Raw genomic sequence first — 19,202 nt, forward strand, 5'->3', positions numbered from 1 at the left:
TGCGAGTCAACCGGTCCATCCCCTCGGTTCGTTGTCCATGTCTCTGGTGCCATTTCAAAGTGGATAGTCCTTCTCCAGTCAGAGAAGAAAGCGTTATAGAAATGATCGAAGACCAGGAATATCATCGATCACCGGCGAGATAGGCGACAGTGATGGTCAAAGACAATACGGTTACTACGCTTTGATAATATAAGGAATAATCGGACAAGAAGTGATCGATTTGCTACACTGCAGGTACAGGAAAAGGACGGTTTTGCGGGTCCTGGAGTTGGAAGTACAGCGCTACACGCAGCGGAAGAGGTCTCTTCTATGACGGACAAACCCACCTATGAAGCCCTGCAGGAGCGTGTCCGGGAACTCGAGGCGGAAAATCACCGCCTGGCCGGCATGGAGGCGGAACTCAAGAGGAACTTGAAGTTCACCGATTCCCTGCTGGCGGCCATTCCCACGGCGGTATTCTACAAGGATGTTCAGGGTCGCTATCTGGGCTGCAATCCGGCCTTTTCCGAACTGATGGGCTTTACCCCGGAGCAGCTGTCCGGCAAGACTGTCCAGGAGCTGTGGCCTGGTGAGCATGCCGCTGTCTATCATCAAAAGGACCTTGAACTGATCCGGAATCAGACCCGTCAAATCTACGAGTTTGAGGTCCTGGATCGGCACGGCATCAATCGCCCGGTGATTTTCTATAAAGATGTCTTCCGGGATGAGCAGGGACGGGTGGCCGGTCTGGTGGGCGGGTTTGTTGATATCAGTGAACTTCGCCAGGCCGAGGCGGAGTTTCAGGCTATCTTCAGCATGTCCTTGGACATGCTCTGCATCGCCGATATCCAAACCGCAACCTTCCTCAAGGTTAATCCTGCTTTTATGGCGACCCTTGGCTACAGCGAGACCGAGTTGCTGGGACAGCCCTTTTCCGCTTTCATCCACCCGAAGGACGTCGCTTCCACCCAGGCAGTCGTGACAGAGCGGCTGCAGCAGGGCGAGAAGGTCATTAATTTCAGGAATCGCTACCGCTGTAAAAACGGCACCTACCGTTGGCTGAACTGGGCCTCCCACCCGTTACCCGAAAATGGAGTGACTTACGCCGTGGCTCACGATATCACGGCGGAAATTGAAGCTCATGAAAATCTGCAACGCCAGCACGATCTTCTGGACAGCCTCTTTGACAACATAGCACTGGGGATTACGGTTTGGAGCGCTGATGGTCGGTTACTGATGGCCAACCGGGGATTTTGGACGTTGACCGGCTACACCCCTGGGGAACTCAGCGGATTGGACGATTGGCTTGCCAGGGCCTACCCTGATCCGGACTATCGCCGGCAGGTGATGGCCGACTGGCCCGTGGCCCACAGCGCGGCCAACGCGGTGCGTGAATTCAAAGTCGTATGCAAGGGGGGCGTCGTCAAGGAGATCGAGTTCCGCAGCACTTTTTTGAAAGACAAGCGGGCGCTCGTCACGCTTGCGGACGTGACCGAACGTCGACGCATCGGGGAGGAGCGTGAAGCAGCACACCAACTGCTGCAAAGCGTGCTGGATGCCGTGCCCGACCTGCTGATAGTCGTCGACCGCGATTTCACTATTCTCTACACCAACAGCAAAGGGCATGATCACATCTCGTCTCCGCCGGAGGCGGGCCGGCAAAACACCTGCTACGGCCGCTTCAAGCATCTGGACGCCCCGTGCGAAGATTGCAGCGCCCAGCCGGTTTTTGCCAGCGGGACCAGTATCAGCCGGGAGATAGTCAACCCGGCCGATGGGTGCCTCCGTGAGGTGCGCGTTTTCCCCATCCGCGACGCCTCCGGCGACGTGACCCGCGTGGTCGAGTATGTCCGGGACATCACCGAGATTCGCCAGGCCCAGGAGGAGATCCGCGAGCGCCGAACGTTTCTCGAGTCGGTACTCTATCACGCCCCCGATGCCATTGTCACCATGGATGCCCAACACCGGGTGATCGATTGGAATCCCGGTGCGGAGAAGATGTTCGGCTATTCCCCCGCCGAAGCCTTCGGGCGACAGCTGGACGATCTGGTGGCCGACCAGTCTCACCAAGACGAAGCGGGTGCCAAGACGAGCCAGGTGCTATCCGGCCGGCGGGTCGAGGCTTTTGAAACGGTCCGCCGCCACAAGGACGGTACGCCGCGGCACGTGATCGCCGCCGGATCGCCCATCGTCGTGGACGGAGTCTTGAAAGGCGTGATGGCCGTTTATACCGACATTACCGGCCGTGTGCAGGCCGAGCAGGCGCTGCGAGCTACTCACCAGCGCTTTCTGGCCGTTATGGACAGCATCGATGCCACGATATACGTGGCCGATATGGAGAGCTACGAGATCCTTTACATGAATCGCAACATGATTGCGAGCCTTGGGCGAGACGTGACCGGCGAGATCTGCTGGCAGGCCTTCCGTAGCGGCACCGGTCCCTGCGCCGACTGCACCAACGCCAAATTGCTCGATGCCGAAGGTCAACCGATGGGGGTCGTGACATGGAAGGGAATAAACCCCATCAACAAGAGATGGTACATGAATTATGATCGTGCCATCGAATGGGTTGACGGCCGCCTGGTTCGGCTCCAGATCGCTGTCGACATAACCGAAAACCAAAAGATGGAGGAAGCCTTCCAGCGGGCCCAGAAAATGGAGGCCATTGGCACGCTTGCCGGCGGTATCGCCCACGACTTCAACAACCTCCTGACTGGTATTCAGGGGAATGCTTCCCTGATGTGGATGAATCCCGATATTCCTGACCTTTGCAAGGATCATGTCGTGGCTATCGAGAGCTATGTCAACAGCGCCAAGGACCTGACCGCACAACTGCTGGGCGTCGCTCGTGGCGGTAAGTATGAAATCAGCCCCGTTGATATCAACCATCTGGCCTCCGGTGTTATGGCCATGTTCGGCCGCACCCATAAAGAAATTCGACTTCATCATCAGCTCCGAGCGTCTCCGTTGATCGTGGATGTCGACCGACGGCAGATCGAACAGGTTCTGCTGAACATATTCATCAACGCCATGCATGCCATGCCGGCAGGCGGTGATCTCTACCTGAAAGCCACTTCGGTCAGCCTGGACAAATCCTTAAGCCAGGTACACGGGATTGCAGTGGGCCGCTATGTCAAGCTTTCAATTACTGATACGGGTATCGGTATGGATGATGATACCCGGCAGCGTATCTTTGACCCGTTTTTTACCACCAAGGAGAAGGGCCGCGGCACAGGCTTGGAATTGGCGTCGGCGTTCGGTATTATCAAAAACCATGGCGGGACGATTACCGTCTATAGCGAGCTGGGTCGCGGGGCGACGTTCAATGTGTACCTCCCGGTGTCCGACAGGACACCGGAACCGCAAGTGGTTGCCACCGATCAGATCATCACCGGTATCGAGACGATCCTGCTGGTGGACGACGAGGAGATGATTCGGACGGTAGCGGACGCCATGCTGACGAAATTGGGGTACCGAGTTCTCGTAGCCACCGGTGGCAGTGAAGCTTTGGCGATCGTTGCCGAGCAGGGTGACGCCGTCGACCTGGTCATTCTGGATATGATCATGCCGGGAATGGACGGGGGGCAAACCTACGATCGACTGCGAGAGTTGCATCCCCTGCTAACGGTTTTGCTTTCCAGCGGATATGCCATCAACGGTCATGCCATTGAAATCATGCAGCGGGGCTGTGACGGCTTTATCCAAAAACCTTTCAGCATCGCCGAACTGTCACAGAAGATACGCCGTGTTCTGGATGGGAGTAACAACTCCGGGTAATCGCGAAAAAAGGGGGCAGTGCCCATTTTTCGCGAATGCCTTTCCGCAATCGCAAAGGCGATCAGTTTTTGGTCAGGCGATTTCTTCATCATTCAGCGGGCGGCCCAGAAATAAAGCAGTCGGGCGACGCGATACGCCTCGACGGCCAGGACAACCGCCCAGATAAGGATGCTGATACCCGCAGCGGCTGCGGATATGTCCTTTATTACTTTGATTTTGTGGCTCTCCCGGGTGGTTATGAAGTCGCAGACGGCCTCGATGGCACTGTTGAACAATTCGGCCTGCAGCATCATCGCCGTGACGGCGAGCAGCAGCAGGAAATCGATCCATTGCCGGAAAAAAGAGAAAAAAAGCAGCACGCCCAATGAAGCGACAAGCTTGTAGGTGACGCTGAAATCATAACGGACGGCAAAGGCGAGACCGGACAGAACGACCTTGATCTTCCTGATCGGATGATAGCCGTCTTCACCGGTGCCGAGGAATTTATTTCGCATTTTCTTTCCTTTTTCCGAGTAGCCCGGAAACCTACGATCGCGGCAGCCAAAGTCCGAGCAGGCGGGAGAGCAACAGCACCCAGCAGCCACCGAGCAGGGCCCCGACCAGGACGTCGGAAAGGTAGTGTACCTGGAGGTATACCCGTGAGACGCCAACCAAGACAGCAAAAGCCAGCAACATTCCCCATATAACGAGTGCACCGGTGAGCTCGTTCTGCCGCGAGAGAATGAGGGCGCAGGCGATCGAGAAAGCGACGGCTTGGCCGGTGTGGGCGCTGGGAAAAGAAAAGTCCGGAGGCATTGCCACCAGCAGGTTCTCGACCTCCGGTCTCGGCCTGGCAAAAAGCCGTTTGAGAATGTGTACGAAAAGCGATGCCCCGAGGAGTCCGCCGAGCAGCAGGGCGGCATCACCGATCCTGCCCCGGGCGTAAAAAAGCAAGGATATGAGCAGTGCCAGCGGCAACAGGACCATCAGCGAACCGCCCCAGGTTATCGTCCTGAAAAACAGATCCATCATCACCCTCTTTCTCTTTTCTTCCCTGGTCCTTACAATGACGCCACCATATGGTTCTGTCAAGTCGAAGAGCAGTAATGGATGGCGCGTGCCGAAGAGCGCACGGCAAGGAAAAACAGGTGTCAGCAATAGCGGTTGTCGCCGGATCGCCTGTCGTCACCGATACCGGGGTACTGCAAGTCAGGTAATATCGTGTTTATTCGTATCGATCTCGGAGATCAACCGCAGAATTGCCAGTTCCTTGGCCTTTGCTTCGATATCGACGGTCATCGCTCGATCAAACCAACTGGACGGAATATCCTCCGGCTCGATGTAATCGGCGTGCGGCTTGGGATCTCGCCCGTTCCATCCGGCCTTGGGCGATGACAGGTGGCAATATTGCTCCCTACCGAGTCGGTGCCATGTCTCGCCGGCGAGCCGGGTTGCCTCTTCGACGGATAATCCGTCGGGAAGACAGCGATGGTGGTGGATGTCGTAGACGAGCGGCAGAGAAAGATTTTCGCAGACCGGCAGCAAGTCGCTGACGCTATAGCTGATATCATCATTTTCCAAGGTCAGGCGGCTCCTGACCGGTTGCGGCAGGTCGTCGATAACACGGCGGAGACGTTGCAGTGCCGACTTCTTGTCGCCATAGACGCCGCCGGCATGCAGGTTGATCACATCGGCACCGACCGCCTCGGCTAAAAACGCCTGATACTCTAGCTCCCGGATGGAATTGGCAACTACTTCCGGGCGTGGCGACGACAGCACGACAAACTGATCCGGGTGAAAACTGAGGCGGATGTTGTGATGCCGGGCATAACTGCCAGTTGCTGCGAGCAGTTCGGCGATGGTCTCGCCATCTACCAGCTGATCCAGCCGATAACCGACAAGCGGGTGGGTCATTCTCGGAAAGAGCGGGGACATGATACGAAAGGCGCCGATACCAAGACGCTGTGCGGTCTGCACGGCCAACAGCAGGTTCTCGGCATTGTTGCGGCAGATCTCGGAGAGCTTGCGCAATTGCGCCGGGCGCTCCAGTCTGGCCAGCACCGTGGCGGTGGTCGTGCGAAACCGGACCGGTTCATCTTTGAACAGGCAGCAGAGACCCAGGCGCATCTTCACAAGGTTACCTCGATGATGGTTTGTTGGGCCGCAGCGTAAGACCGTTTTCGCCACAGACCAGGACAGGACGTGGCTCAAAGGTCTTGTATCACACCTCCGATGACCGGCACCATGTCTGTGAAACGGTGCAATAACCATCCTAAAGGGATGCTCGCCCCGGTGCCGGGCGGCGCGAGCACACGTTCAGCCAGCGCGATGGCAGGCGGGTGCCGCTGCTTCGTTATGCCGGGAAGCGGCGGTCCAGCTCCCGGCGACGAAAGGCAAAGATCCTCTCCAGTGTCCCCCGCACGACGAGTCGATGGAGTAGCTCGCCAAGCGGCCCGTAGGGGAGTTGGTAGTGGACCCGGTCGATCATTCTTGTTGCCGCACCTTCGGGCTGCACTTCGTGATAATGGTGCCAGAACCGATACGGCCCGATTCGCTGCTCGTCGACAAAATCTGCCGCTCGGTGGGATCCTCACCCCGTTTCAATTCAGAGCGTAATATCGTTTTGCGCAAAGGCAAGAGAAACCTTGACGGGCATGATTTACGCCGCCTGCTGGTAGCGCTTTCTTCCACGATCGGGAAAACCGGTGGCTGCAATACTCCGTGCGGTGAGGTCATTACCATATCCTTGGCGAGGAAAGCGTACCGGTGGTTCAGGTGGGCAGCTACCGTCACCGGTGCCATGAAAATCAGTAATCAGCGGCATCAACACAGATCGGTCATTCGGCCGGGATTTGCTGCCGAGAGATTGGGGTGCTGGCCTTGTCCCGTAGGTGTAGCTTGTGAGGGGAGACGCTGCAGATTATACTTTACGATGGCGTACAGAACACGCTTTCCCTGGCGATCGGAATGGCTGCCGCCTGGACCCTATCGACAAGAGCTGCTAGGGTCCTCCGTTCATTGTAGACCGGGATGACAATCGATAGGAGATGATGTTTCGGGTTCTGGTTGTTCATAGTGCGGAAGGGTGCAGACGATAGATGTCTATGGCGGCCGAGTCGTCGTAAAAGATATGCTCGAGCCTCTGGTCATCCCTGTACCTGCTCTGGACAAAGGCGCCTTGCGGGCTGTTCCGGTTGACGACAACCAGCTCGACACCGAGTCGATGAAGGCGATAGACGGAATCCCCGGTTGGAAAAGCGGCCATGGGCCATTTCAAGTCAATGAAGTGGAGCGGGAAGAAACCGGAATAACCATTGACCAGTGGGTGCTCATGAAATGTCTGCCAATACATCCACAAAGCTTGCCGCTCGTATGACGCTACATCCGGTTTGTAGGCAAACGGGAGGCAAACGACGGGTTCGTCAACCGCAGGGATGGTATTGAGGTATTCGATCCAACCGCTGTCGGTGGAGCTGCCGGGCGGTTGATAGAGCGGCTGGGCGGGCGGCAGCTGTTCGATTGCCGAAGCCAGGCCGAGCAGCGTGGCCATAATGAGGCAAGCTTTTCGGACCGGGGGATGCTTCCGGAGCCAGCGGCCGAAGATCAGCAGCGATTGCAGACCGAGGGCGGCGAACAGGGCGACCATCAGGTTTGTCAGAAGGGCGAAGCGAAAGACATTCCGGGCCTGAGCAAAGCCGGGAACCCCTTCCACCAGCAGCAGATAGGGGCGGATTTCGCCGATTTTCAGGGTTGGGCCGAAAGACAGCAGGAGCGCGACGGCCCCTGTGCCGACGAGCAGCCCGGCCCAGCGTCGCCGGAAGGAACGCAGAGTTGCCCAGATGCCGATTGCTGCCAGCGCCATCTGCAGATATCCACAGTTCAGCCGATAACCGGGGTTGTTGTCTCCCGTTTCTCCTGGCGTGGGCAGCACGGGTGACGGCCAGACCGGTTTCAGGTAGTCGGTCGGCCGGGCGGAGAGGCTGGCGAGGTACGAATGATCGAGGGTCCGGCTGGTGGCGGTCAAGGCGTGTGCCTGCCCGAGCAGCACCGGCAGACAGCAGAACAGAAAGACGAAGGCACCGGCCCCGAGGGACAGCCAGAGCCGCCGGCTTTTCAGGTGTGGCGCCACCAGCCAGAGGCCGGGGACGACCAGTGCGGCTATCAGGAAGAGTCCGTAATAGGAGCAGAGCAGGTAAGTGAGCGCCAGCGACAGGCCGAGTCGGACTCCCCGGGCAATGGTCGGTCGTCGGCCAACCAGTTGGAGCGCTCTGATGGACAGGAGGATGCCGAACACCGGAACCAGCTGCAGCACGCCGAGCCAGGAATGGATCAACGGCAGCAGGGAAACAAAGGCCCCGCCGGCAATCGCGGGCAGCGGGTGTAGGTGCATGGTGCGCAGCACCCGGCAGGCGATCCAGCCGTTCATCCAGAGAGCGAGTAGCAGCAGAGCGTTGTAGGCGAGAATTCGGTTGCCGGTCAGCCAGATGATCGGCGCGGCAACGACGGTCAGCGGTTGGGGCTCGGAAAAGGCGAAGGCACCGTGTGCCGGGTAAAAAATTGGGGCGTCCCAATAGTCCCGATAGGCGGCAGCGGCCCGCTCGCTGTTCCACCAGACGGTCCAGACGTTGAACAGCGGTACCGTTGCCGCCGGTTCGGTGCCGAGCGGCAGGTGGTCGAGCCCGTGGCGGGCCAGCGGCCAGGTTGAAGCGATGGCCAGCAGCAGGAAGAGGCAGCCTTCCAGGATTGTTCGGCAAGCCCGGCCGCTCAGCCGGGCTTGCCGAACAGCTGCTGTTCCGGAAGGGTCCATCAGGGTTGGTGCGCTTTTTTGTCGTGCTGGCCGGCCGCTGTCACCGGACGACGGGCAAGGTACCAGCCGAGCAGACCGGTCAGGCCGAAAATGATGCCAAGTCCGGCCAGGATCCGGCTGGTCCGGTCCCCCCCAGACACTGCCGGGTCCGCCGTTGTTGTCACGGTCGGAGCGTCGCCCAGGAGATCGCTGACTGTTACCGTTAGTTTGTGCTGGTGACCCATCCCGTCGTTGGCCGTGACCAGCCAGTGCCCATCCCGGTCCGGGGCGAAGCAGAACAGTCCGTTGCGATCGGTGGCGCCGGACTGGAACGGCTGGTCTAACCCCGGCGCGGTAACGGACACCTTGACATAGCCCATCGGTTCACCGTCGTCGTAGGAAAAAAAGGCGCATGATGTATTCCGGTCAACTATGGCGCCGATTGTCCCCGAGCCGTTCGGGCCAATGACGGCCATGTTGCCGACACCATCCGCTCTCATCAGGCCGGACAGCGGGAAGCGGTGCCCCCAGCCGACCGTCCATTTCAGGTTCCGGCCGGCGGTCAGGGCGCTGTCCTCCATGTTGATCCACGGGAAATGGGCCTGGGCGGAAAGCGCGGTGCCGGCGATGATGGCCGCCGCAGTCAGCAGGGTAACAAGGTGTTGTTTGCAGTGTTTCATCGGAGTTTCTCCTGGGTCGCTAAAGAGCGATATCGAGTTTGACAATAAAGGTCTGGCCGGTGCGGAAGTAATAGTCGCTGCCTTTGTCCGAATCGAAGATATTGTCCGCCTGGAAGGTGATTTTTCCCTTGGTCCCGAGACGTTTGTAGATGTTGGCGTCGATAGTGACGTGGCTATCGATCTCTATGGTGTTGGCCGTGTCGGCCTACTGCCGCGAATTGTAGGAGAGCAGGGCCGAGCCGCCCAGTCCCCACGGCGCGTACTCGTAGGTTGGAGCTATGGTGATCTGGTGGTTAGGGGTGTAGGTCAATTCATTGCCGCTCTCTTTGTTTTCCGAATCAGTGTAGGTGTAGGAGGCGGAAACAATGAAGTCGTTGCCCAGCAGCAACCTGGCGGTCAGTTCGGCCCCCTGGGTCATCGCCTGCTCGACGTTGCGGTAGATGCGCAGTTCCTCGCCGTTGAACATTTCGTCCGCGGTTTCGCTGACCACCAGATCGTCCACGTCGTTGCGAAACAAACCGAGATTGACGATCAGGGTATCGTTGAGCAGCCACTGCTCGACACCCAGGGAATACCCGATCGATGTCTCCGGGTCGAGGTCGGGGTTGGACTGGATCCAAAACGGACTGTGATAGAAGGGGACGTCGTAATAGAGCTGCCGAATGGTCGGCGATTTGAAGGCCCGGCCGACCGCTCCTCTGAAGGTGGTGCTGTCGGTCAGTCGATACATCAGACTCAGCTTTGGATTGACTGAGCTGCCGAAAGTGGAATGATGATCAAGTCGGACCCCCGGTATTAGGGTCAGGTGGTCGAACAAGGTGATTTCATCCTGGGCGAAGATACTCCAGGTGACCACGTCCTTGTTGACGGTGGTCCGAGTGCCGTCGCTGTTGTCGATCATGGCAACCGGGATTTGGTTCAGGCCGACGGCGTATTCGCCGTGGGCGCCGCTCTGGCCGCTGCCGTGGACGCGCTGGCCGTCGATCAGGACCAGCCCATAGCCGTTGTTGAAGTCCAGTCCCTGCAAGCGCACCCGTGAGGTACCGTCGCCGAACACGTCATCGATGCCCGAGGTGTTGATGCCGGGAACCGCTTTGAGCATGTCGCCGATCGTCTGGGCGTTGGTTCGCTCGATATCGGCACGGTTGATCAGAATGGTTTCCACCGGTGCGTCCTTAAGGGCGTGCGGTGTCCGCGTGCCGGTGACGACGATCTCCTCAGGCCGGTCGATCGGTTGCCCGGTCTCCGCCGCGGCACTGCCGGCAAAGAGCACGGCGGTCAGCAAGCAGGATATTGTGAAGCATTTTTGTGGCATGAACAGATACCTCCTCGATTGGTTTGAGGCGTCCGGTCAGCGGCACCACAGGGCGCTGCTGTCGATACTCGCTGGAGCGGACAGGATGAGAATGTCCCTGCCGGGCGAGGAGGCTGGTTAAGTGGTAAGCGGTCCGTTAAGAAACCGGGCCGCAAAAAACGTGCACGGTTGACTTTTAGCGGAACGGTTTTGACATCGTCGTAACACAAAAAATTGATTTGTATTATCAACCATACCAGTTCAGCAGTGTCAAGGTGTTATTTTCTCGGCAATGAGCCGGACTATTGCATGGTATTTGACGACGTTCGGCATGAATTGTTCGATCTTTGTCATGTGTTTGGGGCGTGTGATAACAACAGCTGTTTCTCTCTACAGGTGCGTTCGGGAACATCATTTCCCTCACTCTTTCTACTTGAAGTCCCGAGTAGTATTACATAATTAAAAATCGTAACACATTTTACTTGAAAATCAGACCGTCGGGTGTATGGTGTTACGAAAATTTGTTTCGTGTTCTTTGGTCGTTTTCCAATACGATAACCTGGAGGGTGAAATGCAAAACCGACTGAACGGGAAGAAAAGGATCAGCATCGTCTTCGCCGCATTCACTGCCGGGGCGTTCGCTGGCCTCATGCCATCAGTTGCGACAGTCGATGCGCTGGCGGATACGAATCTTGAACATATGACGCTGCAGGAAATCGTCGTGACCGATTCGATCATCACGGAATCCGCCACCGTTGTCGGGGCCAAGACCATTGAGAAGGGTAAGAACACTACCATTCCCGATGCCATCAAGGACGAACCGGACATCACCATCAGCCGCCGGGCGGTGGTCGGTGACACCAAAGACATCGTTTCCATACGCGGGTTGTCTACCAACCGGATCGAGTTGGATATCAACGGCCGACCAGTCAATGCCTCAGGCGTGGTTGGCGGGTATTACATCGACTGGGGCACCATCCCGCTGGATAATATTGAGAAGATAGAGGTTATCAGGGGAGGAAGCTCCGCGCTCTATGGCAATAACAACCTGGGCGGCGTTATCAATGTCATCACCAAATCGCCGACGGAAAGCCCTACGTTCACACTCTACGGCAACGTCGCCACGGCCGATGGGTTGGATCTGGCCCAGAATTACCGGTTCAGCCATTCCTACAAGATCGGCGCGTTTGGCTATTCGTTGGGAGGAAGCTACCAAAAAGCGGATGCTTTTCTCTGGAATAATGATTTCGAAGGGAAGAATGTCACGGTCAACACCGAGATCGATATGCCGCTTTCCGGCCTCTTGACACTCGGGATGCAATATTCCGAGAATAATCGGGGGTTCATTGTCAACAATCGGCGGTCCAGCGACCCCGATGACCCGGGCTTTACCCAGAAAATCAACCCCGATTATCCCCTCTCCCTGGGGGAGAACCTGGCGCCACCGTTCGGCAGGGCCTATCTCGCGTCGGCGGGGGCTACTTCCGAGAAGACCAAGTACTATCTCGATCTCGGATATGAGCAGCTCATCGGTGATGCACTGGTTGAGTTCAAGCTCTACAAAAATATCGAAGATCGGGACGAGGAAAACTATTCAATGAACGGTCTGGTTCCCGGATACTCGGCGGGAACGCTGGTGGTCGACCAGTCGGTGGCGTCGGACAGGTCGTACGGCGGTAGCCTGAAGGCTACGGTCCCGTTTGGCGATCACGAACTGATCGGCGGTGTCCAGTACAAGGTTCTCTCCTACGGCGACATTACGGTTAACCATATCGATGTCGCGTATAACGGCAGCCCCAATTCCAGTTCGGAGCCGAGCCAGGAGGCGGAGATGATCGGCTATTTCCTCCAGGACACCTGGAACATCTCCGATAAATTCATCCTGACCGCCGGACTCCGCTACGACACCTATGAGCTCAAACCCATCAACAACGCGCCGCTTGCGGAACTGAGCGATGAGACCTTGGCGCCGAAGCTGACCGGCACCTATGCCATCACGGATGAGGACACGCTCACTGCTTCAATCTACCAGTCGAACCGAACACCGGGTCTGCCGGAAATGTGGTGGTGGGCCAACGGCATGACCCGGGGTAACCCGACGCTCGTGCCGGAAAAGAACAACGCGGCGGAAATGATTTATCAGCACCGGTTTTCCCCGACTACACAAACTCGCGTGTCGGGCTATTACTATGATATTGACGATTACATCATGATGCGTTTCGACCCGGACTGGCGAGGCGTCTACAACATCGATCAGGTACAGATCTATGGTGCGTCCATCGAGCAGCAACTCGGGTTGACGTCCTGGCTGTCGGCTCGAGCCTCCCTCACCTACCAGGAAAGCAAGAAAGAAGGGGATGTCTTCGATACGGCGCGCCTGACCGATGAACTCGATTTTCTCCCGCAATGGAAAGCCTCACTGGGGCTGGAATTCAAGCTTCCCTACCAGGCGACGGTGACTACCGATTTTCATTACAGCTCAGATCGGTCGGGCATTTACGCGTATACCAACAGTTCGGGCCGGGCGTTGAAGCGGCTGGTAACCGTCGATTCGAGCCTGACCTGCGATCTCAATGTGAAAGTGCCGGTTCTGGAACAGGGTGAACTCAGCCTGTTTGCCCAGAATCTGTTCAACGCCAGTTATGAAGAAGCATACGGCTATCCGCTCCCGGGCATACTCGTCGGGACATCGTTCAAGTGGAATTTTTAGGGGTTCGTCACCATGTCCAGTGATACCGCCTGCAGTGAGAGCCAGGAAAAAGGAACCGCTCTGTTTGATGCAGCGACGTGGCAGGAATGCGTAAAATTCCACGGTCATTCCTGCCCTGGTCTGGCTATTGGCTATAGAGCGGCACTGGCGGCACGGAATCGCCTCAATGTGAGCTTTTCAGCTGATGAAGAAATCGTCTGCGTTACCGAAAACGACGCCTGTGGCGTCGATGCCGTCCAGGTTTTGACCGGGTGCAGCATCGGCAAGGGCAATCTGATCTATCGCGGCACGGGGAAAATGGCTTTCAGTTTCTTTGATCGGAAGAATGGGACCAGCATCCGAATCCTCTTCCACAAACCGATGGGGCAAGGAGAAACAAGGGACAGGGAGCAGGTTCAGCAGGACATTCTCTTGGGGCCGGAGGAAGAGCTTTTTTCTTTCAGCACCCCGTCGTTCACTCCCCCGTCGGGGGCTCGGCTCTTTACCAGCGTGGTCTGCGAGGACTGCGGGGAGGCAGCGCCTGAGCACAAGGTGCGTCTGCATCAGGGCAAGAGGGTCTGCCTCGATTGCTTTCCCGACTATTCGAGAGGATGGTAGGCAATGGTCGAGCAAGAGTCGATTGCAGGGCGGAATTCGCAACAGGCCTTTTGGGAGGAGATGGCCGAACGCTATCCGCGCCCTTTTGACCGGAAAACCTTGACCGACAGTCAACGGATCATGGCAATCACCGAAGACGCGGGAGTGATTATCGATCGGGCGGAAATTCTCGACATCGGCTGTGGCACCGGAACCTACACGTTGCCGCTGGCCCTGAGAGCGAAACGGGTGACCGGGATCGATTCGTCGGCAAAGATGCTTGCCATCTGTATGAAGGAACAAGCGGCTGCCGGCCTGAATAATGTCCGGACCCTGCTGATGGAGTGGGGTGATGCGGATGTTGAGTCGCTTGGTTTCACAAGGCGATTCGATGTGGTCTGGGCAGCGATGACGCCCGCCCTCCGCACTGCTGAAGATCTTGAGCGAATGCGTCGTTGTGCTCGAACGTCATGCGTCTTTGTGGGATGGGGATCGATTCGGAAAAACACCTTTCTGGAAGAAATTTTCACTGCCCATAACCGGAGTTTCGGGCCGCCTCCTGGAGCTGCCGCTATCACCGGCTTGCTGAAGGCCCAAGGCATCCGACCGCGGGAGGCCGAGGTGCGGACCCATTGGGACTGGCAGGGAACTTTTGCTGAAGCGTGCCGGAACGCGACCGGGTATCTGCAGGTCTCGGGCGAGGATGAGATTTCCGCCGAGACCATTCAAACGATCGTTTCCAGATATTGCCACGACGATGTGGTGCACCACAGGACCTATGTCGAAATGAAAGTATTGGTTTGGGACGAGACATGATGTGCTGCGTGGCCACGGATCGTTGTTACCGGCTGGCCACGTCAATCTTTTACTATGTTGGAGGGAGATGATGAGTAAATTGATCAACACGAATCTTCGACTCATGGGGGTAGTGTGCTTCCTGTTTGTCCTTTCGGTGCAGCACGTGTTTGCCGGACCTGACGGAGAGAAGCCATGGATGGGCAAGGCCAGAGACACACTGGCAGCCATGATGGCGGAGGTGGGTGCCGCGAAGGATGCTTCCGGCCTCCTGGTACTGACCAATGCGGGTTACGGTCAGATCGGCGGCGATACGACGGAGCGGTTCCTGGATATTGCCCAGGAGGTGACCGGCTGTTCAACCGGCAAACGATCCCTTCTGTCTGTGCATAAATCAATCGACGACCCGATGTGGTTTTCCCTCTATGCAAAGGGCAGCAACAAACTTGCGTACGCGCTTTGGCAAGCAGACGCCTTTGGCCAGCAAGTGATTGATGCGAATCCTGAACAGCTGTTCTTACCGGACAATTGGCAGGCTGCTGCTGCAGGTTTGTTGAAGGAAAACATGTTTTCCGTCGTCAGCCTCAGTCTGACCTGGGCGGCCGATCCTCCGTGGCCGCTCCTGCTGGCGGCTACCTTTCACGATCATTTCTGCCCGGGTGTGAATGCCGGTTATTATTTTGGCCGATATCTCCAGCAGCATCTGCCGCTCAAACAAGGAGAGAAATTCGTTTTCGTCAACGCCCCAGGTATCTGCCCGGCTGATGCCCTGCAGATGATGTTCAACACCACTGCGGGAAAATCTTCGATGTACGCACGCTCCGTTCCCGGCGAAAGCCTGAAACAGTATGCTCTGAACGGGGTGACTCCGTCGAGTGTGGCCATGCGGGTCAATGCCGCAGCGGATACTTGCGACGGGCTGGTCCTTGGCTTTGACTGGAACAAAGCATACGGCTTGGCCGGCATGTCACCAGAAGAGATTGCCCCGCCCGGCGGAATGAGCAACCCGGTCTTCTTCATCTCCCGGGCGAAAATGTCTCAAGCGCTTGCGCAGGTACCTGAACAACAGCTTCTCGATCTGGTGGTGGTTATGAAAGAGTTCTCCGGCAAGGCCTCGCTGGCGGATGATCTGGGCGGAGGCGATCCTTATGGCCAGGTGCTTGCTCAGTAATCGGCGGTGTCATAGACCTGACGACGATTTACCATAGATGCATCCCCTGGTTATCTTTTCTCCCATTGAGACGATCGAAAAGTGGAACTTGAGATATGGCTGTCTGTCGGTAGTGCAGGAAGCAAATATTGTTGCTTCCTGCACTCAGCTGGTCTGTCAAAGAACAATAAAGGCACACCGTTTTTTGTGAAACGTATAACGAGTTGAAAGGTCATGATATAATTCAGTGAAAAATCTGTAGTGGTATCTCTCAAGCAGACGGCCACCACAACAGGGCCATCAATGAAGGACTTTCATAGATGCCGTTTTTGCTGCGGGCTAGGACATGATCACGGATGATTGCCAGGTCTGTCTCCTCCGGCCTCCGATATTTTTCAAGTACCATGGTCCACATTGCCAAGGCTGAGGCCACACTGCGTCGTGTCGTCCAGGGGATATGGGTAAGTTGGGGGCGGCGGTTGCTGAAATACAATTGATTGAAAAGATATGGCACTCGATCGATGCCGGCGGTAAGTGGGAGGTTCAGTTGACGGTGGATGATTTCAGTATCGGGGTCTGCGAGACCTGATGTGTCGGCGAGGCAACAGTATCCGCGACTGATTTTTTCCATCGATTTGACAAGTTCGATAAAGTCGGGAAAATGCCAAGCGGCGTGACACAGCAGTATCAAATCACAGGATTTTGGGGCGCAGTCCGTATTGCTGTCGAATGATTCGCGTCGAATCTCGATATTGGTAAGCCCAAATGCCGAAATATTTGCGCCAAGAAAATCGGCCATTGTCGGCGCTGGCTCGAACGCTGTCACGTGCGCTGATCGGCGTGCTAGGGGAATGGTTACGGCGCCAACACCGGCGGCGATTTCAAGGACATGGTCCGTGGCAGACAGGCAGCCGTTCGCAGCTAACACAGTGGTGATAGCTTCACCATAAGAATATTCGCTGGTCAGTATGAAATCATTGTAGTCAGGTGCTCGGCGGTCCCAGTAGGTTGTATCACTCACTTGGTGCATTTCTTGTATCGCTTCCCGCCAGGCGGTTGTCCATGCGGATAACTCTGTCAGCATTTTCTCTCCTTCATTGCTCCTTGGCCGTCTTGTTTGTTCATTGGGATGGTATCCTCTCAAAGAGCGAGCGATATGAGGATGTTGGATCGAAAAATCGGCCCGAGGGCGGTTTTTCGGCCTGCAGATATTCTTTCCTCAGACGATGATGTGTCGAGTGCCTGTGTCGTCGATGCTTTTCGAAAACCTATCGTCTCGCTGGGCGTGTCTCATACTGGCATGGTTGCTTTCAGACTATGATCTCGAGCGTCAGGTCTTGAAAACGCACCCCTCTCGAAAACACTGTCATAATACCACAAGGTCTGGTACTTTGCCTGGATAAGTGTTACGTATTTTAAAAATGTATTCTTGTGCTGGCTAGAATACTCCTATGAAAAATTTAACATGCTGATAAAAAACAGCATATTTCTAATTGTCGATGTTGGTAAAAGAAGATGCAAAGGCGTTGAAGAATGTGAAGATGGTGCATTTTGCCAGGGATACTGAAAGATTATTGCAGGTTGGCAGGTGTCCTTCCAGATTGTGGCTGAGTATCAGAAGGCAACCTTAGAAGAAAAGAGGGCATTGAAATGAGCACCAGTACAGCATTAGATGCGCGAGAAATTAAGTCGATCATGAGAGACGAACGCTGGAATCAGCGACACGCCCTTGCCTATGACCGATATCGCTGGCTTTCAAGCCGGGATCGTTGGCGGGATCTGCTCTCCCGGGAGTTGACCGATGTTGCCGCCGGCGCTGAGATCTTCGAGGTTGGTTCTGGTACCGGATTCCTCACAGAGATTCTGGTAAGCAACGGGTATCGTGTGAACGGTATCGATCTGTCTCCCGCCATGCTGGCGCGCGCGAGCCGCAACCTTGCCACAGCAGGGTGTATGAATCGAGTTCGATTATCTGTTGGTGATGCGGAAGCACTGGAGGCTCCCAGTGGACAGGTTGCGGCAGTTGTCAGCCGCTGGGTGCTCTGGACGTTGCCACAACCCCGTCGGGCTCTGGCTGAAATGGTGCGGATTCTTGCTCCGGGCGGGGTGCTCGTTTGTATCGATGGGCAGTTTCTGGAAATGGGAACGTTTGCTCGGTGGAGATCGGCTCTCGTTGATATGGTCATGACCGGTCGCTTGCCCGAATGGCGGAGCCCCGGATATTGCCAGGTGAAGGCGGCGCTTCCCTGTCTTGATGGTCCGGGAATTGTTACTGCATTGCAGGAATTTGGACTGGTAGATTTGTCTTTCAGGAGGCTTACCGCAGAGGAAACCGACGGAAAGATGAAAAACTGGCTTATGGGGGCAGGTTGGAATTCCTTTCTGGTCTCCGGAAGGAAACCGAAATGATGCCTGTTATGCCCGACGATCTGCAAATCATCTCCCGTTTCGAGGCAGGTGTTTGGCAGAGGTTTTGCTTCAGCGCCAGCGCTCTCCACTGGCGCTGAAGATAGTATGAAAACATATATCGCACATCGGCTCCTGCAACTCATTCCTATTGTACTTGGCATAACATTCTTCTCCTTTGCCTTGATGCAGTCGGTTGCCGGCGATGCGGTAGACGCTCTCTATGACAATATATCCGGAGGCGTATCCGAGGAGATCAAAGCGGAAAGAAGAGCGGAACTCGGGTTGGATAAGCCGTTTCTCGTCCAGTATGCAAACTGGTTGAAAGGGTTGGTCCAGGGCGATATGGGGATCTCCTATCTGTCCGGCAAAGCGGTTTTCCCCACTTTCATGTCCAAATTACCGGCTACCCTTCTTTTGATGGTTTCGTCTATTTCGCTGACCGTTACTGTCTCGATACCGCTCGGCGTTCTTGCTGCGGTGCGACAGAACCGGATCCTGGATTATGTAGTCCGGGGTCTGACATTTGCGGGAAATTCCCTGCCGGGGTTCTTTACTTCTCTTCTGCTGATCTATTTTTTTTCGCTGAAACTCAGATTGCTGCCTGTCATGGGCGGAACCATAAGCTTGAAGAGCATTATCCTGCCGACCTTGACCCTTGCCATTGCAATGTCATCAAAATATATCCGGCAAGTCAGGGTGACTGTGCTTGAAGAGTTACAGAAGGATTATGTGACGGGAGCGCGGGCAAGAGGTGTCAGGGAGTCGGTGATCATGTATGCCAATGTCTTGAAGACCGCCATGTTGACGATCATCACGCTCTTGGCTTTGTCAATTGGTTCATTGTTGGGAGGGACGGCGATCATTGAGACGATCTTCATGTGGGACGGCGTGGGAAAGCTGGCCGTGGATTCCATTCTCATGCGGGATTACCCGATGATACAAGCCTATGTCATCTGGATGGCCCTCATTTATGTTGCTGTGAACCTTGTCACCGATCTCCTCTATCATTTCCTTGATCCGCGCATTCGCAGAGCGCACAGTGCGTGAGCATCAATCCATGCTGTGAA

At 56.1% G+C, this 19,202-nt stretch carries 15 protein-coding genes; 7 read left to right on the forward strand and 8 right to left on the reverse strand.

All coding sequences use genetic code 11. From position 1 onward, the window contains the following. Positions 1–309: 309 nt before the first annotated feature. Positions 310–3,756 (forward strand): PAS domain S-box protein, encoded by a 3,447-nt coding sequence (locus BUC26_RS13185; RefSeq protein WP_073376764.1) that lies wholly within the window; start codon positions 310–312, stop codon positions 3,754–3,756. 92 nt (positions 3,757–3,848) lie between these two features. Here BUC26_RS13185 and BUC26_RS13190 read toward each other — a convergent pair whose 3' ends face one another. The 7 genes from BUC26_RS13190 to BUC26_RS13215 all read right to left on the reverse strand — a co-directional run bounded on the left by BUC26_RS13190 (position 3,849) and on the right by BUC26_RS13215 (position 10,516). Further along, the gene (locus BUC26_RS13190) at positions 3,849–4,250 is read right to left on the reverse strand and encodes a diacylglycerol kinase (RefSeq protein WP_073376766.1); all 402 of its coding nucleotides are present in this window, start codon (positions 4,248–4,250) and stop codon (positions 3,849–3,851) included. Between the two features lie 31 nt (positions 4,251–4,281). Continuing rightward, positions 4,282–4,767 carry a phosphatase PAP2 family protein gene (locus BUC26_RS13195; RefSeq protein WP_084540655.1) on the reverse strand — a complete coding sequence of 162 codons (486 nt, stop codon included), beginning with the start codon at positions 4,765–4,767 and terminating at the stop codon, positions 4,282–4,284. 177 nt (positions 4,768–4,944) lie between these two features. Continuing rightward, positions 4,945–5,862 (reverse strand): UV DNA damage repair endonuclease UvsE, encoded by a 918-nt coding sequence (uvsE, locus tag BUC26_RS13200; RefSeq protein ID WP_073376770.1) that lies wholly within the window; start codon positions 5,860–5,862, stop codon positions 4,945–4,947. A gap of 226 nt (positions 5,863–6,088) precedes the next feature. Continuing rightward, a complete protein-coding gene (locus BUC26_RS24425; protein WP_279626299.1) occupies positions 6,089–6,223 on the reverse strand; it encodes an SRPBCC family protein in 135 nt (44 codons plus the stop codon). Between the two features lie 582 nt (positions 6,224–6,805). Continuing rightward, positions 6,806–8,542: a hypothetical protein gene (locus BUC26_RS13205; protein WP_073376772.1), complete on the reverse strand. Its 1,737-nt coding sequence runs from the start codon at positions 8,540–8,542 to the stop codon at positions 6,806–6,808. Continuing rightward, the gene (locus BUC26_RS13210; protein WP_073376774.1) at positions 8,542–9,201 is read right to left on the reverse strand and encodes a hypothetical protein; all 660 of its coding nucleotides are present in this window, start codon (positions 9,199–9,201) and stop codon (positions 8,542–8,544) included. The genes BUC26_RS13205 and BUC26_RS13210 overlap by 1 nt, the downstream gene beginning before the upstream one ends. A 205-nt stretch (positions 9,202–9,406) precedes the next feature. After that, positions 9,407–10,516: a TonB-dependent receptor gene (locus BUC26_RS13215; protein WP_073376776.1), complete on the reverse strand. Its 1,110-nt coding sequence runs from the start codon at positions 10,514–10,516 to the stop codon at positions 9,407–9,409. Positions 10,517–11,066: 550 nt separating this feature from the next. Between BUC26_RS13215 and BUC26_RS13220 the strand changes: the two genes are divergently transcribed. The 4 genes from BUC26_RS13220 to BUC26_RS13235 all read left to right on the forward strand — a co-directional run bounded on the left by BUC26_RS13220 (position 11,067) and on the right by BUC26_RS13235 (position 15,747). Further along, positions 11,067–13,205 carry a TonB-dependent receptor plug domain-containing protein gene (locus tag BUC26_RS13220; RefSeq protein ID WP_073376778.1) on the forward strand — a complete coding sequence of 713 codons (2,139 nt, stop codon included), beginning with the start codon at positions 11,067–11,069 and terminating at the stop codon, positions 13,203–13,205. 12 nt (positions 13,206–13,217) lie between these two features. Further along, positions 13,218–13,802, forward strand: coding sequence for an FmdE family protein (locus tag BUC26_RS13225; protein WP_084540657.1), 585 nt, complete (start codon positions 13,218–13,220; stop codon positions 13,800–13,802). A gap of 3 nt (positions 13,803–13,805) precedes the next feature. Further along, positions 13,806–14,597, forward strand: a complete 792-nt coding sequence (locus BUC26_RS13230; protein ID WP_073376780.1) for a class I SAM-dependent methyltransferase — start codon at positions 13,806–13,808, stop codon at positions 14,595–14,597. A gap of 67 nt (positions 14,598–14,664) precedes the next feature. After that, on the forward strand, positions 14,665–15,747 hold the full coding sequence (locus tag BUC26_RS13235; protein ID WP_084540658.1) for an FmdE family protein: 1,083 nt from the start codon (positions 14,665–14,667) through the stop codon (positions 15,745–15,747). A gap of 250 nt (positions 15,748–15,997) precedes the next feature. Here the strand turns inward: BUC26_RS13235 and BUC26_RS13240 are convergent, their stop codons facing one another. After that, entirely contained in the window at positions 15,998–16,810 is an 813-nt protein-coding gene (locus BUC26_RS13240; RefSeq protein ID WP_073376784.1) for a class I SAM-dependent methyltransferase, read from the reverse strand. Between the two features lie 566 nt (positions 16,811–17,376). Here BUC26_RS13240 and BUC26_RS13245 point away from each other — a divergent pair. Then, positions 17,377–18,135 (forward strand): class I SAM-dependent methyltransferase, encoded by a 759-nt coding sequence (locus BUC26_RS13245; RefSeq protein ID WP_073376786.1) that lies wholly within the window; start codon positions 17,377–17,379, stop codon positions 18,133–18,135. 105 nt (positions 18,136–18,240) lie between these two features. After that, on the forward strand, positions 18,241–19,182 hold the full coding sequence (nikB, locus tag BUC26_RS13250; protein WP_073376788.1) for a nickel ABC transporter permease: 942 nt from the start codon (positions 18,241–18,243) through the stop codon (positions 19,180–19,182). The last annotated feature ends 20 nt before the right edge of the window (positions 19,183–19,202 follow it).

Origin of the sequence: Desulfofustis glycolicus DSM 9705 (genome assembly GCF_900130015.1) — a bacterium.
GTDB classification, from domain to species: domain Bacteria; phylum Desulfobacterota; class Desulfobulbia; order Desulfobulbales; family Desulfocapsaceae; genus Desulfofustis; species Desulfofustis glycolicus.

Coding starts and splice junctions, on each gene's coding strand:
- BUC26_RS13185 (WP_073376764.1), top strand. CDS start 310: ATGACGGACAAACCCACCTATGAAGCCCTGCAGGAGCGTGTCCGGGAA.
- BUC26_RS13190 (WP_073376766.1), bottom strand. CDS start 4,250: ATGCGAAATAAATTCCTCGGCACCGGTGAAGACGGCTATCATCCGATC.
- BUC26_RS13195 (WP_084540655.1), bottom strand. CDS start 4,767: ATGATGGATCTGTTTTTCAGGACGATAACCTGGGGCGGTTCGCTGATG.
- uvsE (WP_073376770.1), bottom strand. CDS start 5,862: ATGCGCCTGGGTCTCTGCTGCCTGTTCAAAGATGAACCGGTCCGGTTT.
- BUC26_RS24425 (WP_279626299.1), bottom strand. CDS start 6,223: ATGATCGACCGGGTCCACTACCAACTCCCCTACGGGCCGCTTGGCGAG.
- BUC26_RS13205 (WP_073376772.1), bottom strand. CDS start 8,542: ATGGACCCTTCCGGAACAGCAGCTGTTCGGCAAGCCCGGCTGAGCGGC.
- BUC26_RS13210 (WP_073376774.1), bottom strand. CDS start 9,201: ATGAAACACTGCAAACAACACCTTGTTACCCTGCTGACTGCGGCGGCC.
- BUC26_RS13215 (WP_073376776.1), bottom strand. CDS start 10,516: ATGCCACAAAAATGCTTCACAATATCCTGCTTGCTGACCGCCGTGCTC.
- BUC26_RS13220 (WP_073376778.1), top strand. CDS start 11,067: ATGCAAAACCGACTGAACGGGAAGAAAAGGATCAGCATCGTCTTCGCC.
- BUC26_RS13225 (WP_084540657.1), top strand. CDS start 13,218: ATGTCCAGTGATACCGCCTGCAGTGAGAGCCAGGAAAAAGGAACCGCT.
- BUC26_RS13230 (WP_073376780.1), top strand. CDS start 13,806: ATGGTCGAGCAAGAGTCGATTGCAGGGCGGAATTCGCAACAGGCCTTT.
- BUC26_RS13235 (WP_084540658.1), top strand. CDS start 14,665: ATGATGAGTAAATTGATCAACACGAATCTTCGACTCATGGGGGTAGTG.
- BUC26_RS13240 (WP_073376784.1), bottom strand. CDS start 16,810: ATGCTGACAGAGTTATCCGCATGGACAACCGCCTGGCGGGAAGCGATA.
- BUC26_RS13245 (WP_073376786.1), top strand. CDS start 17,377: ATGAGCACCAGTACAGCATTAGATGCGCGAGAAATTAAGTCGATCATG.
- nikB (WP_073376788.1), top strand. CDS start 18,241: ATGAAAACATATATCGCACATCGGCTCCTGCAACTCATTCCTATTGTA.